The 15,744-nt window shown below is 60.5% G+C and carries 13 protein-coding genes and 2 tRNA genes; 12 read left to right on the forward strand and 3 right to left on the reverse strand.

The genetic code is table 11. The features are described 5' to 3' along the window. The first annotated feature begins 131 nt into the window (after positions 1-131). The 3 genes from K8W16_RS00080 (at position 132) to K8W16_RS00090 (ending at position 2,809) form a co-directional block, all read left to right on the forward strand. Positions 132-692, forward strand: a complete 561-nt coding sequence (locus tag K8W16_RS00080; RefSeq protein ID WP_304120088.1) for a hypothetical protein — start codon at positions 132-134, stop codon at positions 690-692. 144 nt (positions 693-836) lie between these two features. Further along, positions 837-2,063: a bifunctional phosphopantothenoylcysteine decarboxylase/phosphopantothenate--cysteine ligase CoaBC gene (coaBC, locus tag K8W16_RS00085; RefSeq protein ID WP_304120090.1), complete on the forward strand. Its 1,227-nt coding sequence runs from the start codon at positions 837-839 to the stop codon at positions 2,061-2,063. After that, positions 2,060-2,809: a hypothetical protein gene (locus tag K8W16_RS00090; protein WP_304120092.1), complete on the forward strand. Its 750-nt coding sequence runs from the start codon at positions 2,060-2,062 to the stop codon at positions 2,807-2,809. Before coaBC ends, K8W16_RS00090 begins: the two co-directional genes overlap by 4 nt. 132 nt (positions 2,810-2,941) lie before the next feature. On the opposite strand, the gene K8W16_RS00095 is transcribed toward K8W16_RS00090, so the two are convergent. Further along, a complete protein-coding gene (locus K8W16_RS00095) occupies positions 2,942-3,121 on the reverse strand; it encodes a hypothetical protein (protein ID WP_304120094.1) in 180 nt (59 codons plus the stop codon). Positions 3,122-3,341: 220 nt separating this feature from the next. Between K8W16_RS00095 and K8W16_RS00100 the strand changes: the two genes are divergently transcribed. From K8W16_RS00100 to K8W16_RS00110, 3 genes are read left to right on the forward strand one after another with little or no spacing between them, the layout of a single operon-like run. Further along, positions 3,342-4,574, forward strand: a complete 1,233-nt coding sequence (locus K8W16_RS00100; protein ID WP_304120096.1) for an efflux RND transporter periplasmic adaptor subunit — start codon at positions 3,342-3,344, stop codon at positions 4,572-4,574. After that, on the forward strand, positions 4,567-7,749 hold the full coding sequence (locus tag K8W16_RS00105) for an efflux RND transporter permease subunit (RefSeq protein WP_304120098.1): 3,183 nt from the start codon (positions 4,567-4,569) through the stop codon (positions 7,747-7,749). Before K8W16_RS00100 ends, K8W16_RS00105 begins: the two co-directional genes overlap by 8 nt. Further along, complete coding sequence (locus K8W16_RS00110; protein WP_304120100.1) at positions 7,746-9,215, forward strand: efflux transporter outer membrane subunit; 1,470 nt, start codon at positions 7,746-7,748, stop codon at positions 9,213-9,215. Before K8W16_RS00105 ends, K8W16_RS00110 begins: the two co-directional genes overlap by 4 nt. Positions 9,216-9,524: 309 nt before the next feature. Here the strand turns inward: K8W16_RS00110 and K8W16_RS00115 are convergent, their stop codons facing one another. Both K8W16_RS00115 and K8W16_RS00120 read right to left on the reverse strand, forming a co-directional pair. Continuing rightward, positions 9,525-10,418, reverse strand: coding sequence for a lysophospholipid acyltransferase family protein (locus K8W16_RS00115; RefSeq protein ID WP_304120101.1), 894 nt, complete (start codon positions 10,416-10,418; stop codon positions 9,525-9,527). Continuing rightward, a complete protein-coding gene (locus tag K8W16_RS00120) occupies positions 10,415-11,074 on the reverse strand; it encodes a lysophospholipid acyltransferase family protein (protein WP_304120102.1) in 660 nt (219 codons plus the stop codon). The genes K8W16_RS00115 and K8W16_RS00120 overlap by 4 nt, the downstream gene beginning before the upstream one ends. Before the next feature lie 153 nt (positions 11,075-11,227). On the opposite strand from K8W16_RS00120, the gene K8W16_RS00125 reads away from it, so the two are divergent. The 6 genes from K8W16_RS00125 (at position 11,228) to K8W16_RS00150 (ending at position 15,700) form a co-directional block, all read left to right on the forward strand. Next, entirely contained in the window at positions 11,228-12,016 is a 789-nt protein-coding gene (locus K8W16_RS00125; protein ID WP_304120104.1) for a pseudouridine synthase, read from the forward strand. A gap of 136 nt (positions 12,017-12,152) precedes the next feature. Next, the gene (locus tag K8W16_RS00130) at positions 12,153-13,685 is read left to right on the forward strand and encodes a M17 family metallopeptidase (RefSeq protein ID WP_304120106.1); all 1,533 of its coding nucleotides are present in this window, start codon (positions 12,153-12,155) and stop codon (positions 13,683-13,685) included. 271 nt (positions 13,686-13,956) lie between these two features. After that, positions 13,957-14,742 carry a tRNA 2-thiocytidine biosynthesis TtcA family protein gene (locus K8W16_RS00135; RefSeq protein ID WP_304120108.1) on the forward strand — a complete coding sequence of 262 codons (786 nt, stop codon included), beginning with the start codon at positions 13,957-13,959 and terminating at the stop codon, positions 14,740-14,742. A 97-nt stretch (positions 14,743-14,839) separates the two neighbouring features. After that, positions 14,840-15,457 carry a phosphatase PAP2 family protein gene (locus tag K8W16_RS00140; protein ID WP_304120110.1) on the forward strand — a complete coding sequence of 206 codons (618 nt, stop codon included), beginning with the start codon at positions 14,840-14,842 and terminating at the stop codon, positions 15,455-15,457. An 80-nt stretch (positions 15,458-15,537) separates the two neighbouring features. Further along, positions 15,538-15,612, forward strand: a tRNA-Gln gene (locus K8W16_RS00145). Between the two features lie 11 nt (positions 15,613-15,623). Beyond that, positions 15,624-15,700 (forward strand) — tRNA-Glu (locus tag K8W16_RS00150). The last annotated feature ends 44 nt before the right edge of the window (positions 15,701-15,744 follow it).

Here is a 15,744-nt window from a genome sequence, read left to right on the forward strand (position 1 = left end):
AAGGGAAAGGCGTTTGCACATCCTACCGTTTTAGCATAGGGTAACAGTGCACAGCAGGGGGAATATACCCTTTGCCGCCGTGTATGATTTGTTTTTTTGCGCAAGTATCTTCCCTTTCGGAGGTGTTTTTCATGAAAGCCCGCACGATGTTCGCAGGACTGGCCGCGGCCCTGATGCTCGCCGGCTGTTCCAGCATGCCTTCCATCAGCAATCCTTTTGAACAGCCCAGCATCACGGAAACCTACATTTCCCAGTTCCGTGACGTGCCCATCCCTGCGCCCATGAGTACCATTCCCTCCGAGACCCTGGTGACCGTGGCGCCCGACGGAAGCAAATTCGGCCTGGAGTCCTTCAGCGGCCGTGTGGACGGAACATCCCTCGCCAATATCATGATGCAGAACATGGCCCGCCAGGGCTGGCAGCTGCGCGGTTCCAGCGTAGGCGTGCGTTCCGTGCAGCTTTATGAAAAGGCTCCCCATTATGCGGCAATTTTCTACCGCGAGGGTATGGTGAACACCTCCATGGATGTGTGGGTAGTCAACGGCGTGAATGTGGATATTCTGAGCCTCGTGCCTGAGATGCACAGCAACGGGCTTTCCTCCTCTTATTCCGGCTCCAGCTCCGGCTATTCCGGGGCTCCCTCCACCTATACCGATGTTTCTTCCGGTCAGGTGACCAAACTTTCGGAATAACGGAGTGTCCTCCAGAGGCGATTTCAGAAGGCAGGAGCGCAAGGCTGCGTTTGCGGTGAGCGGAAAATCGTTCTGAAACGCTGCGGAGCGGCCGCTTCAGCGGTGAACGCGCTTTTTCCTCTTTTATCTTTTCAGGGTTGCGGCATGGAAAAGCATCTGCTGTTCAAGCGTTTTGCGGATAAGAGGATTCATCTTGGCGTATGCGGCTCCGTAGCCGCTTTCCGTGCGGCTGAACTTGTGCACCGATGGCAGGATACGGGGGCGGGGGTCAGCGCCACGCTCACGGCATCTGCGCGGAAGTTTATCACGCCGCTTACCTTTGAGGCTCTCGGTGCGTCGCCGGTGTACGGGGACATGTTCAGTGGGGAAGCTCCCTTCGAGCATCTGGAGCCGGGGCAGGTCGCTCATGCCATGGTTATTGCTCCCGCCACGGCGGATATGCTGGCCCGCCTCGCCCAGGGCAGGGCAGACGACATGCTTTCCGCCCAGGCGCTTGCCTTCGACGGCCCCGTGGTGCTGGCCCCTGCCATGAACCCGCGCATGTGGCGCAACCCCGCCACGCAGGCCAATGTGGAGATTCTGCGCGAGAGGGGATTCATGTTCGTGGGGCCGGACAGCGGTGTGGTCGCCTGCCACGACGAGGGGCAGGGACGCCTTGCCGATCTGCGCATGATTTACCTTGCCGGGCTTAAGGCTCTTACTCCGCAGGACATGGAAGGCAGGTCCGTCATGATTACCCTCGGCCCCACCCGCGAGGCATGGGACGACGTGCGCTTCTGGACCAATGCTTCTACGGGAGTGATGGGCGCCTCCATCGCCGTGGCGGCCTGGCTGCGCGGCGCGGAAGTGCATACCGTATGCGGTCCCGTGGACGTGTGGATGCCTGAGGACAGCGCCTTCCATCGTCACAACGTGACAAGCGCGAAGGAAATGCTGGAGGCTGCCCGAGCACTGTGGAAAAGCGCGGATGTGGGCGTGTTCACCGCCGCGGTGGCGGATTTCAGCCCGGAACCGCACGGCCCGGGCAAGTTCAAGAAGGACAGGGCCGAGGACGGTTTCAGTCTGAATTTTCTGCCCAATGCCGACATACTCCGCACGCTGGCGGAGGAGCGGTCCGAAGGTCAGGTCGTGGTGGGCTTTGCCGCCGAGAGCGTGCCCGACATGGATGCCCTGGGTCTTGCCGTGCATCACAAGCTTGAGCGCAAGGGCGCGGATATGATTGTGGGCAACCGTATTGCCGACGGCTTCGGCCGCGCGGCCAACCGCGTGTATGTGGCCGACGCGCAGGGCCGTGAGGAGATATGGCCCGATATGCCCAAACCTCAGGTGGCCTGGAAGATCATCGACTGGGTCCGTTCACTGACCGTATGATGGGCCGTTCCGTCATAGCGCGCCCGTGGCTCAAGGCCGGGCTTTCCGCGCTGCTTCTGGAAAGCGAGGAGCGTGTTTTTGAGCTGCAGCGGAAGCCGGAGGCGGCCCGCAGGGAGCCTCCCGTACCTTCCGTTTCCGCAGAAAGGAGTGGTTCGAAAGGCGGAGAAGTCGCGGCATCGCCGTGCCGCGCCGCACCAGCTGTGAAGAAAACTTCAACCGTGACATGCCCTGCGCGGGAGCCTTCCGGTACGGATATTCTCGTTACTCCCGGAGCTCAGCCTGTGGAGAGCTGGCCGGAAACATGGCTTGCGCTCAAAAACCGCCGTCCTCTGCCTCCTTGTCCGCTGGTTCTGTGGTCGTATTTCGGCCTTGGGGAGGATCTGACCGGCGTGCCCGATGAGAAGCGCCGTAAAGTCATCGTGCGCATGCTCATGGAACTCAGGCACCCCGGAGGCACCCATGTGTTCTGGCCCTGCAACCTTCCCGGGGAAGAGAACGGAGCCGCGTTGTTCTGGTCGGGTGTGAAGCTTCTGAACCCGAGGGTGTTGCTGCTTTTCGGCTCCGATACGCGGGATGCGCTTTCCATGCCGAAAACACTTTTCCCTTTCTGCGAGGAGCGGGTGAACGGCAGACTCGTCATACAGCTGCCGCGTCCCTCGTCACTTGCGGAAGATGAGCCTTCGTTCAGCCGTGCGCTGGTGTTTCTCTCGCAGAGGTTGAAGTTCTGCGCAAAGCGCGGGGCATAAGCTCATTTTTCCTTCGAGCGCGGACAGTTTTGAAAAGCTGAGGAGCGGTTCTTTGAGGAGCCGCTCTTTTTTATGGCTGCGAGGCTGCCCGAAAGTCTTCAGAGGCAGCCTTCCGCAGGAAGACGAGCCGCGTCAGTCCTTCTTTTTATCCCGCATCCTTTTTTCATAGAGCTTCGCGGACGTGAGCCCCGCAAGCAGTCCCATGGTGGAGCCGAACACTATGCCTTCCGCCGTGTTCACGAAGCCGAAAAGTACGGCGAAGATACCGACGGAGCTGCCGATCAGGAAACCTCGAAGAATAAACGGACTCATACAGAACCTCATGGACGCGCGTTTTATTGCCATATTAAAAGGGAAGGGAGTCCGTCATAATCTACGTTTGCCTGTTTTTTTGTCAATGCGCCGCTGTGGCGGCGCACCCGGGCGCACGTCGGCTGGGGAGAGGCGGCGGTGATATGTTTTCGGGCTGTTCCGGCAAAGGGCCGCCCCGGCATTTTCCGGGCGGACGTGCTTACGATGAGGAGGAAGGCTCATGACAATCTTGCGCGTGGCGGCAGCGGCTGGGCTGTGCTTTTTTCTTGCAGCCTGCGACGGCGACGGAAAATCATCCGGCCGGGCGGAAGCTCCGCCTCCCGTGGTGACGGCGGTGGAGCTTGCCCGCATGGATGTTCCTTTGCACGCCACGTTCATGGGGCAGACGCAGGGCAGTCATTCTGCGGCGATAAAGCCGCAGGTGACGGGCATATTGCAGAAACGCCTTTTTGAGGAAGGCTCCTATGTGGAAAAGGGCGCGCCTTTGTTCGATATTGATAACGCGCCCTACAAAGCGGCCCTAGAACAGGCGCAGGGGCAGCTTGCGCAGGCCTCAAGCACCTTGGAGAACGCGCGGAAGGAATATGAGCGCGTGCGCAGGCTCTCTCAGGACAACGCCGTGAGCCGTCAGCAGCTCGACAGCGCCTATGCCGCCTTCCGGGGCGCGCAGGCGCAGGTGGAAACGGCGAAGGCGGCCTGCGACGAGGCCGGCCTGCGCCTGGGATACTGCCGTGTGGAAGCCCCCGTTTCCGGCTGGACCAGCCGGGAAGTCACTACCGTGGGCTCCCTGGTCACGCCGGAGAGCACGCTCACCTTCATCAATCAGAGCGACCCCATGGATGTTCAGTTTTCTGTGCCCGGGGTGGAACTTTTCACCATGCGCGAAATGGAGGCGGGCGGCAGGGCCGTCAGTTACGGAAAAGGCTCGGCAGCGGAACTTCGCCTTATGGAGGGGGTGGAGTACGGCAGACAGGGCGTGGTGATTTTTCTGGATACGCAGGTGGATACCGCAACGAGCGCTGTGCGTGCCAAGGCCCGCTTTCCCAATCCGGACGGGACGCTCCTGCCCGGGCAGTTCGTCATCGTGCGCGTAGGCGGAGCGAAGCTTGTGGGGGCCGTCATGCTTCCGCAGGAAGCCCTTATGCAGACGGAGCGTGGGCCGGAAGTTTATGTGCTGGAGGAGGGAGATAAGGTTTCTCTTGCCCCTGTGACGTTGGGGCCTGCCTTCGGAAGTTACTTTCTGGTGGAAAAGGGGCTGGAGGCCGGGCAGAAGGTGGTGGTGCAGGGCCAGAACAAGGCGACTCCCGGAGAGAAGGTGGAGCCGACGCTCATGCGTCAGGAACTCAAAGGGGATTCTCTGGATACGCCGGATTCCTCGAACCCGGTGACGGGCAGAGGCGTGGAAGCTGCCCCTGCACCCGTTTCCCCTGTAAAGGAGGCCCCGCATGAGTGATGATTCTCACAACGACATACCTGCCGGGCAGGGCAGGCATATTCCCGTCGCGCCCAGGCCGGGATTCTTTCTGCGGCGCCCAGTGCTTTCCATGGTGCTTTCCCTGTTCATCGTGCTGGCGGGGATATTGTCCATACGCGAGCTTCCCGTGGCCCAGTACCCCGACCTTATTCCTCCCACCATATCGGTGAACGCGCAGTACCCCGGGGCCAGCCCCGAGATCATCGCGCAGACGGTGGCTACACCTATAGAGGAGCAGATCAACGGAGTATCCGACATGATCTATATGAGTTCCGTCAGCTCCTCCAGCGGTTCCATGCAGATTTCCGTGACTTTCGCCGTGGGGACGGATCCCGATATCGCCCAGGTGAACGTGAACAACAGGGTGCAGGCCGCCGTGCCCATGCTGCCGGAAATCGTGCGCCAGTACGGCGTGACGGTGGATACCTTTTCCCCCGCCATACTGGAAATAGTGGCCCTGTATTCCCAAGGGGGCATGTACGATGCAACCTACCTCAGCAATTACGCTCTGGTGAACCTTTTGGACGGGCTCAAGCGCGTACCCGGTGTGGGGCAGGCTCAGATACTGGGCAGCCGCGACCATGCCATGCGCATCTGGCTCGACCCGCCGCGCATGGCGCAGCTCGGCATAAGTACCAGTGATATTGCGCAGGCCGTGAACGACCAGAACGCTCAGTATTCCCTGGGCAGCGTGGGGAGCCAGCCCGGTTCGGACGCACTTTCCATGACGTGGCAGCTTCAGGCAAAGGGGCGGCTGGTCACGGCGGAGGAGTTCGGAGATATTATTCTTCGCGCCTCTCCCGAAGGAGGAGTTCTGCGACTGCGCGACGTGGGCCGTGTGGAACTCGGGGCGGAAAGCTACAATTTCGCCTGTGCCATAGACGGCGCCACCGCCATTCCTCTGGCCATATTTCTCGCCCCGGGCAGCAACGCCCTGGATACCGCAGGCCGCGTGGCCGCCTATATGGAGGAGCAGGCAAAGTTCTTCCCCACGGGCATGGACTACATGGTGCCCTACGACACTACCATATTCGTGCGCCTTTCCGTGGAAGAGGTGGTGCGCACCCTTGTGGAGGCCATGCTGCTCGTGTTCGCCGTGGTCTATCTCTTCCTTCAGGACTGGCGCGCCACGCTCATTCCCTGCCTTGCCGTGCCCATAGCCCTGGTAGGCACTTTCGCCGGGGTCTATCTGCTGGATTTTTCCATCAATACACTCACGCTGTTCGCCCTGGTCCTGGCTATCGGCATGGTTGTGGACGATGCCATAGTGGTTCTGGAAAATGTGGAGCGCGTCCTGCATGACGAGAGCCTCGATGTGGCCGGAGCTACGGCCATGGCCATGAACGAGGTGACTTCCGCCGTTGTCGCCATAGTGCTCGTGCTGTGCAGCGTGTTCATTCCCGTGGGCTTTCTCGGCGGCCTTGCCGGCGTGATGTACCGACAGTTCGCCGTGACCATCGCCATGGCCGTAGTCATTTCCGGTGTGGTGGCGTTGACTCTTACACCTGCATTGTGTCTTCTGCTTCTGAAGAAAAAGCGTCGGGAAGCCTGGGCTCCTTTCCGCTGGTTCAATCGTTTTTTCGATGCCGTGACTGAGGGGTTTGCCCGCTTGGTAGGTTTCTTCCTCCGGCACGGCGCGTTTTCCTTCCTTATCCTTCTGGGGCTTTCCGCCGCCACGGCAGAATTGTTCAGCCGTGTACCCACGACTCTGGTGCCGGAGGAGGATCAGGGTTCTCTCATGTGTACCATTTCCCTGCCGGAAGGTTCGGCCCTGCCCAAAACGCGCGAGCTTGTCATGGACGTGAGCAGAAAGGTGCGCGAACTTCCTGCCGTAGCCCATGTACTCAGCCTTTCCGGCTACGACCTCATCAACAGTACCCTGAACACGAGCTCGGGTACGCTGTTCATACAGCTCAGGCCCTGGGAGGAGCGCGAAAAGCTGGGCCTCAGCCTCGATGAGACGCTGCGGCGCATCTATGCCTTAGGCCTTGCGGAAAGCCGGGGCATGGTTCTGCCCTTCAATCCGCCGCCCATCATGGGCATGAGCAATACCGGCGGCTTTGAAATGGAAATACAGACCACGTCCGGCACTCCCGCCGAACTTGCCGCAACCGCCTCCCGTTTTGCCGCCGAGGCCTCAAAACGACCGGAGCTTTCCCGTGTGAGCAGCGCCTTCAGCGTGGCTTCTCCCAGGCTTTTTGTGGAGCTCGACAGGGAAAAGGCCATGATGTCCGGCGTGGACTGCGCCGAGGTCTTCAACATGCTGGGGGCCACGCTGGGCTCCACCTACATCAACGACTTCAATCTCTACGGCCGAACCTTCAAGGTGATGATGCAGGCCGATGAGCAGTACCGGAGCCTGCCCGACAGCATGCGGTCGCTGTATGTGGCGTCCTCCTCCGGTGAGCAGATACCGCTCACCTCTCTGGTGACGGTGAAGACCAGCGGCGGGCCGGACAGCGTTTCCCACTTCAACGGGCTTTTGTCCGCCAAGATCACGGGCAGCCCCGCGCCGGGCGCAAGTTCCGGACAGGCCATAGCCGCTCTGGAGGAGGCGGCCGCCGCCCTGCCTCAGGGCTACAGTTATGCCTGGTCCGGCGTGACGTATCAGGAAGTGGAGACCGGCGGCACAGATTTTTCCGTGCTGGGACTCAGCGTGCTCATGATCTTTCTCATTCTCGCTGCTCAGTATGAGCGCTGGAGCCTGCCGGCAGCCGTGCTTTCCGCCGTACCCTTTGCGGTGTTCGGGGCCATTTTCGGCAACTGGCTCGTAGGGCTTTCCAACGATATTTACACACAGGTGGCCATTATCACGCTTCTGGGTCTGGCCTGCAAGAACGCCATTCTCATCATCGAATTCGCGGTAGAACTGCGCGGGCAGGGAAGAACGCTGGAAGAAGCCGCCGTGGAAGCTTCGAGACTGCGCTTCCGGCCCATCATCATGACGTCCATAGCCTTTATTCTGGGCTGTCTGCCTCTGGCTTTCAGCAGCGGCGCTGGCGCGGCGAGCCGCGTTTCCATCGGCGTGAGCGTGGTGTGCGGCATGCTGGCGGCCACGGTTCTGGCCCCGCTGCTCGTGCCGTATTTCTTCGTGCTGGTCATGCGCATCTCGGAGAGGCTTTCCGGCGCGTCGCGTGAGGAGGGAAAATCATGAAGAAAGCCGTAGCGGCGCTTGTGGCGGCAATATGGGTTTCGGGCTGTTCCTTTGCGCCGGAATATCATCGGCCGGAACAGGAACTTCCCGCATCATGGGGCGAAGAGGCCTGCGAAAGGAGGGAACTTCTTTCGCGGGAATGGTGGCGGCGCTTTCAGGATGAGACCTTGAATGAGCTTGTGGCCTCGGCCCTTGCCCATAACCGCGATCTTGCACAGAGCCTTGCCCGTGTGGAGGCGGCGCGCGCCTCCCTCGGCATGGCGCGGTCGGAGCTCTTTCCGCAGTTTTCCGCTCAGGGAAGCGGGGAGCGCAGCCGGGCTAGCCTTGACGCAACCCCCACCTACGGGGTGATGGAGGAGGTTGGGCTTCTGGAAGAGCGCGTGAGCGCGTTGGAAGGGAGGCCCCGCAGGGGAGTTTCCTCCCCTTCGCGCGTGAGCTCGGTGTGGTCCGGTGCGGTGCAGGCTGCGTGGGAGCTGGATATCTGGGGGCGCTACCGTAACGCCGCGTCCGCTGCGGAAGAGAATCTTCTTTCGGCCGAAGAGGCGCGGCGGGCGCTGGAACTTTCCGTGGCCGGGCAGGTATGCTCCGCCTATTTTGATATGCTGAACTACGCCGCACAGCGCGAACTTTCCGAAAGGACCCTTGCTTCAAGGGAGAGTTCCACGGAGCTTTATGAAAAGCAGTATGCTGCGGGCGCCATCAGCGAACTGGATATCCTGAATGCCCGCACGCAGGTGGACGAATTGAAGGACAGCCTGGCCCAGGCGAAAACAAGGCTGGAGCAGGCGGAAAGCGCGCTTCTGCTTCTGACGGGAGCCTCGCCGGAGCGTATTTTTTCCGCGCGGGCGAAAGGCACGGCGAGCCTTGAGGATATTGTCGCTCTGCCTCAGCTTCCTGAAGGGCTTCCTTCGGAACTTCTGAACCGCAGGCCGGATATTCTTTCGGCGGAAGCCGCGCTTCGCGCTGCGCATTTTCAGGTAGGGGAGGCACGGGCCGCCTTTTTCCCATCCATAAGTCTGACCGCCGGACTCGGCGCGGCAAGCGCGGCGCTGAACGACCTTTTTACCGGCCCGGCAGGTACATGGAGTTTCGGCGGGAGCGCTTCTTTTCCGATATTCACCTTCGGCCGGACCCTGAGCAGCGTGAGGCAGGCCGAGGCCTCGCTGCATGAGGCGGCGGCTGCGTATGAGAAGGCGGTACAGCAGGCCTTTTCCGACATACGATCCTCCCTTGCCGCCCAGCAGGGTATGGCCGAAAGTGTGAAAAACCTTGCCGAGGCTTCCGCCCGCATGGAAAAGGCGGCGAATTTGGCAAGGGCGCGCTATGCGGCGGGATATTCCCCCTATCTGGATGTGTTGGAAGCGGAACGCACCCTGTACGGTGCGCAGATGAACCTTGCCTCACGCCGCGCGTCGCAGCTTTCCGCCATAGTGCAGGTGTGCGTGGCCCTCGGCGGGGGCTGGTAAAAGACGGCGGATTTTTTCGGGAAAGGTCGCCGTTGAAGGAATATTTTCTGAAAGCAGAGCAGCGGGGCAAAGCGCCATAACTGCGTTTTGCCCCGCGTGGTTACGCTATCAGGAATCTTTTTAAAATCACCCGCGACAACGTCGTGTTTCTTTGCACGGAAGCTCAGGGGAGATGCCCGGTCGGGCCATGGCTTTCCTTGCCCGAAGGAAGGCGCAAGAATTTTTGCCCGGGGCGGCACCGTGAAAAAGTCCGCAGCCGCATGCAAGACGCCTGCAGGCTTTATGCGGAGGCGTCTTTTTCCGGAACAGTCATGTTCCGGGCAGTTCTCTGGTTTTCCATCGGTTGTGCATCCAGAACCACTGCTCGGGATTGTCGCGGATGAAGCGCTCTATGGCCCGGGTGTAGAAGGCGGCCGCAGCCTTCACCTGTTCGTCGCGGGAACCTGCGAGAATCGTAGTGTCCAGAGGTTCCTGCTGACGGAACACATAATTTTCTCCGTCGCGCACAAGGGCTACCGGCCAGATAAGCGCCTTTGCCCGCACGGCGAGCAGGGCCGGTCCCATGTTCACGGCTGCAACCTCGTCCAGGAAAGGCAGAAATTCCGCTTCCGCGGGAGAGGTGTTGTGATCCACCAGAAAGGCCACGATGCCCTTGTGGTGCAGGGCGCGTATCACGCTCATGGCAGCGTTTCTGTGGCCCACCATGTCTGCTCCCGTGGCTTCGCGGCAGGAGGCGATGAAGGACTGCACGGCCTCGTCGTGATAGCGGCGTACCACCACCATGCGGGGCCTCGGCGGCGCGTAGAGCTGCCCCAGCATGGAGGCCAGAAGCTCCCATGAACCGAAATGTGCCGTGGCCGCCACGATGGGCCTCTCGCAGGCGCGCAGCCTTTCCATGAGCTCAGGCGATTCTATGCGCAGGCGCGGGGAACGCATGCCGAATGATCCGGTGAGCAGGATTTCGAGGAAGGAGCGGCCGGTATGGCAGAAGCTGGCGTGGGCCGTTTTTTCCGCTTCCTTTTCCGTCATGCCGAGGTGACGCATGATGTTGTTCACGGCGAGCCTGCGCCGGGAAGGCACCAGATACCAGATGAGGTGGCCTACGCCGTTGCCGAGCAGCGCTATGCCGGGAAATCCCAGAAGACGCAGGAAGCTGCCTGCGGCGCGCAGAAGGGCGAGGCGGAATCGTTCGCTTCCTGTCATGCGGAGACTCCGGGAATAAGCCCTACGGCAAGTTCATGCAGTTCTTTTTCCAGGCGGGTGCGGGCACGTTCCATGGTACTTTCCTCAATGTCGGGAATTTCTTTCGTTCCCTCGTCCCATGCGTGGCCGAAGCGGATAGTCACGCCGGAAAAGGGCAGGGGAATTTGAAATTTGTCCCAAGTAGGGCATCGCAGGACGTGTTTTTGGTAGATGCGTACCGGCATGATGCGGGCATTGGTGCGGTTGGCAAGAAAGAACGGGCCTTCCTTGGTCTTGTGGCGCGGGCCGGCCGGGCCGTCCACGGTAATGCAGGCATGAACCAGCTCCTGCTTCATCATGCGCGCGAGGCTGAGCAGTGCGCGCACCCCTCCGCGCGTGCTGGAACCGCGCACCGCGCCGACGTTTTTTGAAGCGAGGATTCGGGCCAGCATATCCCCGTCGGAACTCGGGCTGACGATGGAAACCACGCGCAGGTGCCGCGCCACCGGAATAAGGGAAAAAAGCTCGTCGTGCCAGAGGCAGAAAATAAGACGTTCTCCCCGGGCGTGTATGGCGTCGACTTCCGCGCGGTTTTCTTCCCTGATGCGGAGCGTGGCGCATATGGCCGTGTAGAGATGCGTGAAGAGCGAAGAGGTAAGAGAGGGGGGAAGATGCATATATCTCTGTTTTTGTTAGAAGGAGAGGAAAAACATACCTACTTGGGGGAATGGTCTTGACGGAAGGTATGATAGCCCACATTATCCCGATGTGCCAGAGGAGAATGGCGACTTTTTTCCCGGGAATGTCCCGGTAAGCATCGGAGAAACGGCGTGGCGGAAGGTATCAGATTGAATAAGACCCTGGCCGACGCGGGCGTGTGCTCGCGCCGCAGGGCCGATGAACTTGTTTTTGCCGGAAGGGTTCGCGTGAACGGAGCCGTAGCAGACAGTCCGGGCCTGCGTGTCGAGCCGGGCGACTGCGTGGAACTGGACGGTCGGGCGGTTGTTCTCAAGCAGGCGGAGGAAAAAGCCTGCTGGCTTATGCTCAATAAGCCGGTACGCATCGTTTCCACGGCCAGCGACCCTGAGGGGAGGGAAACGGTGCTCGACCTTGTGCCTGAGCCTTGGCGGCATAAGCGCCTTTTCCCCGTAGGCAGACTCGACTACTTTTCCGAAGGGTTGATCCTGCTTTCCAACGACGGCGAGCTTGCGCACCGGCTTACCCATCCGCGTTGGCATCTTGCCAAGGTCTACCATGTGCTGGTACGGCCGGAACACGGCGAGGATTCCGTGCCCGGGGCGCTTTCGCTCATGCGCCGGGGCATGACTCTGGCCGAGGGAGAAAACCTTGCTCCTGTGGAAGTGCGGGTACTGCCTACTTCCTCTGCGCGGGGGATAGTCCTGGAAATGGTGCTTCGTCAGGGGCTGAACCGGCAGATACGCCGTATGTGTCGCGATGTAGGCTTTACCGTCCTGCGCCTGAAAAGGGTGAAGGAAGGGCCTCTGGAACTCGGCGCTCTTGCGCCCGGCAGGGTGCGCCCCCTTTCCTCTTCCGAAGTGGCTGCGCTGCGCCGGGCCGTGGGGCTGGATCAGGAGGGAGAGGCGAAGCGGGAAGCTTAGGGCGTCCTCTTCCGGCCCCTGAGGACATGGCCGGGCCTTGAAAATGGAGGATGCCCTTCTTTCGGGCGCGGATACCTGCGCCTCCGGCCTGCCGGTGGAGTCCGGTGTCAATCATTTGAACCTGTTGAGGTGAACCATGGATATACGTTTTCAGGCCGGCGGTCCTTCCCGGTGGAAAGCCGATGTGGCGCTCAGTTTTGTGTTTGAGGGGGAAAAGGCGGAACAGACCTGCCCGGAGCTTGCGGAGCGCGCGCCCTGGCTCGGCATCGCCCCGGCGTGGCGCGATTTTCGCGGCCGCAAGGGGGAAATGACCATGTTCTACGGCCCCGGAGCCATGGAAATATCCCGAGTGCTCGGCGTAGGGCTCGGCAAAGGCGACAAGCTGGACATGACGGCTTTCCGTCATGCCGTGGGCAGTGCTCTTCATCGCTGCCGGGAATATGATCTGGAGACCGTGGGCGTGGACGGCACTTCCCTGGCCCGTGTGGCGGCAAGGCTGGGAGTGGACTTTGCCTTTCTGGTGCGGGAAACTGTGCTTTCCGCTTTTCTCGGCCTGTACCGTTATGAGCGCTGGTTGAGCAAGAAGAGCGAACATGCCGACCCGCGTTGGCTGGCGTTCTTGTTGGAAGGGGAATTTGTGGAAGATGCCGTACGTACTTCGGCTCGTATGGCCGAGGCTGAGGCGGCGGGTATTACGCTTGCCAGGGACGCGGTGAACGATCCTGCCAATGTGATGACGCCTTCCGTCTTTGCGGAAAAGGCGCGGGAAGTGGCTTCACGGTACGGCATGGCGTTTCGTGTGCTGGGGCCGGAGGAACTTGCGGCCGAAGGTATGGCCGCCTATCTGGCCGTGGCCCAGGGCTCGGCCGAGGCGCCCCGCATGGCCGTCGTGGAATATACTCCTGCGGGGGCGGAAGGTCGCGCCCCGGTGATTCTGGTGGGCAAGGGGCTCTGCTTCGATTCCGGCGGCATCAGCCTGAAGCCCGCCAAGGGTATGGAGGATATGAAAGGCGACATGTCCGGTGCGGCTGCCGTGCTCGGCGTCATGGAAGCTTTGGGCAGGCTCGATGCCTCTCATGCGCCCGCGCGCCCCGTGGTAGGTATCATGGCCTGCACGGAGAACATGCCCGGCGGGCATGCCACGCGTCCCGGGGATATCGTTGTTGCGAAGAACGGCAAATCTATTGAAATCGTGAATACCGATGCAGAGGGCAGGCTCGTGCTGGCCGATGCCCTTGCCTGGGCGCAGGAACATTACCGGCCTTTCCGTATGCTGGATATAGCCACCCTCACCGGCGCCTGTGCCGTGGCGCTCGGCCTGGGTACGGCAGGAGTCTTCTCCGGCGATGACGTCTTTGCCGGAGAACTATGTACGGCGGGCGAGAAGCTGGGAGAGCGCAGCTGGAGGCTACCGCTCTGGACGGCCACCAGTCTTGAGGCTCTGAAAAGCCCCTGTGCGGATATGGTGAATTCCGGCCCGCGCGAGGGAGGGGCCATTCATGCGGCCGTGTTCCTTCAGCAGTTCATCCGTGAAGGCGTGACTTGGGCGCACATCGATATGGCGGCCGCCGATATGGGCGAGAGTCCCATCAATGCAAAGGGAGCAACGGGATTCGGCGTGCGCACGTTGCTTTCTGTCGTCCTGAGTGCAGGGCGCATGCTTCAGTAGCTAGAGCGCGTCGGCTCCGGCCCGCGTTTTCTGTGCGGGCCGGGTGACAATGGCGTATGAAGCGCTTTCTGCAGAGCGCGCCTGTCCAGAGTGCGGGAAGGCGCGCCGTTTCTGTCTGATCGGGAAGAGTGTTTCGGGAAAAGAGCGGACCTTCATGGGAAAGAAGGCTGCAGGGGAGGCAGTCGGCGCATTTTTATGTTCTTGGCCTGCCTCGTTTTGCTGCCCCGGGTAAAGAATTTTTTGTGTCAACCGTAGTGAGGAGAGAAGGGGAGTGAGCCGGATAAGCAAGCTCAGCTATGCGCAGCAGGTATGCGTGAAAGCGGCGGGAAAGGCCATGCAGAGTACGGGCATGCTGCGCCCGGGCGCCCGGGTGGGAGTGGCCGTGTCGGGCGGAGTGGACAGTTTCGTGCTGCTTAAGGTTTTGCAGATACGGAGGCGCATCGTGCCGTTTCCCTTTGAGATCATGGCGCTTCATCTCAACCCGGGCTTTGATCCTCAAAATCATGCCCCTCTGGCCCGGTGGCTGGCGGAGGAGGGTATTGCCGGCCATTTGGAAGTGACGGACTACGGGCCGCGCGGCCATTCGGAAGAGAACCTGCGCAGTTCCGCATGCTTCTACTGCGCGCGCCTTCGCCGCAAGCGCCTTTTCACCCTTTGCCGCGAGTACGGGCTCACGCATCTTGCTTTCGGCCACAACAACGACGACCTGGTTTCCAACTTTCTCATGAATCTTGTCCAGACGGGGAAGGTGGCGGGCATGAGCATGAACGAGCCTTTCTTCGGAGGGGCGCTTCAGGTCATACGGCCGCTCATGCTGCTTTCCAAGGCGGAAATCGTGCGTGCGGCCAGACAGTGGGAACTGCCCGTGTTTTCCAACCCCTGCCCCTCGGCGGGCAGAACGAAGCGCGCGGACATGATGGACGTGCTCGATGCCATGTGTGGGGGAAGCAAGGTCCGGCGGAAAAATATCTTCAACGGTCTTGCCCGCTGGCAATGGGAGCAGAACCGCCTTGGGGATGCCGTGATTGACGGCGACGCCGCAGGCGGCATAGAGTAGGTGAACCCGGGCCGCATGCGCCCGCGGATGTTCGTATATTGAGAAAACCGGTATCTTCCGCCCTCGGTGCGGAGCCATCACCCATAACGAGGCCCCTATGTTCCAGATTATCGACCAGTCTTTGTTTGAAGTCCTCAACGTATCGGTGCATAACGCGGTATTCAACTTCATCATGCCCCTGTTTTCGCAGGTCTGGCTCATGTGGGTGGGTGCGCTCATCTGCGTGACGGCCTACGCCGTACACTGCTGGCGCAGTTCTCTGGAGCCTGTGGGCCGCGTGCTCATGCTGGTGTTGCTTATGGGGCTTTCCGTGGGCGTGACGGATATCACCACCAGCGCTCTCAAGTCCTCCATAGATCGGGAAAGGCCCTGTCAGGTAGTCATGGGGGCAAATTATTACGACACCGCCACGGAACAGTGGCTGGTCATTAATGAAGATACCACGGAAACCGAAACTCTGGGCGGCTCTATGCCTTCTTCGCCAGCCGCAGCATGCATGGCCGTGGCTGTGGTACTGTCCATGCTGTTCTACCGTTCCAATCCGTGGGTGTACCTCCTGCCGTTCTGTGTGGGGTTTTCCCAGATTTATGTGGGCAAGAACTATCCCTTTGATATTCTTGTCGGCTGGCTGATCGGATTGCTCTCAGTCATTGCCGTCTGGTGGATATGTCATTTGATTATCATACGATTTTCTTCTCACCGCAGGCTCGGTTGAGGGAGGTTGAAAAATTTTAAAAAATTTCCGACATAATTCTTGACATCGTCGGGATTCCTGATAGAGTCCATCTTCGCTGATGGGCTATCGTTCAATTGGCAGGACGTCGGATTCTGGCTCCGATAATCAAGGTTCGAGTCCTTGTAGCCCAGCCACAGCAAAATATGTCCCCATCGTCTAGCCGGCCCAGGACAGCGGCCTTTCACGCCGTCAACGGCGGTTCAAATCCGCCTGGGGACGCCAAAAATTTCAATAGGCTACAGCAGCTCAGTTTTTGGGTTACAAAA

Source organism: Mailhella massiliensis (assembly GCF_020741395.1).
In the GTDB taxonomy this organism is placed as follows: Bacteria; Desulfobacterota; Desulfovibrionia; order Desulfovibrionales; family Desulfovibrionaceae; genus Mailhella; species Mailhella massiliensis_A.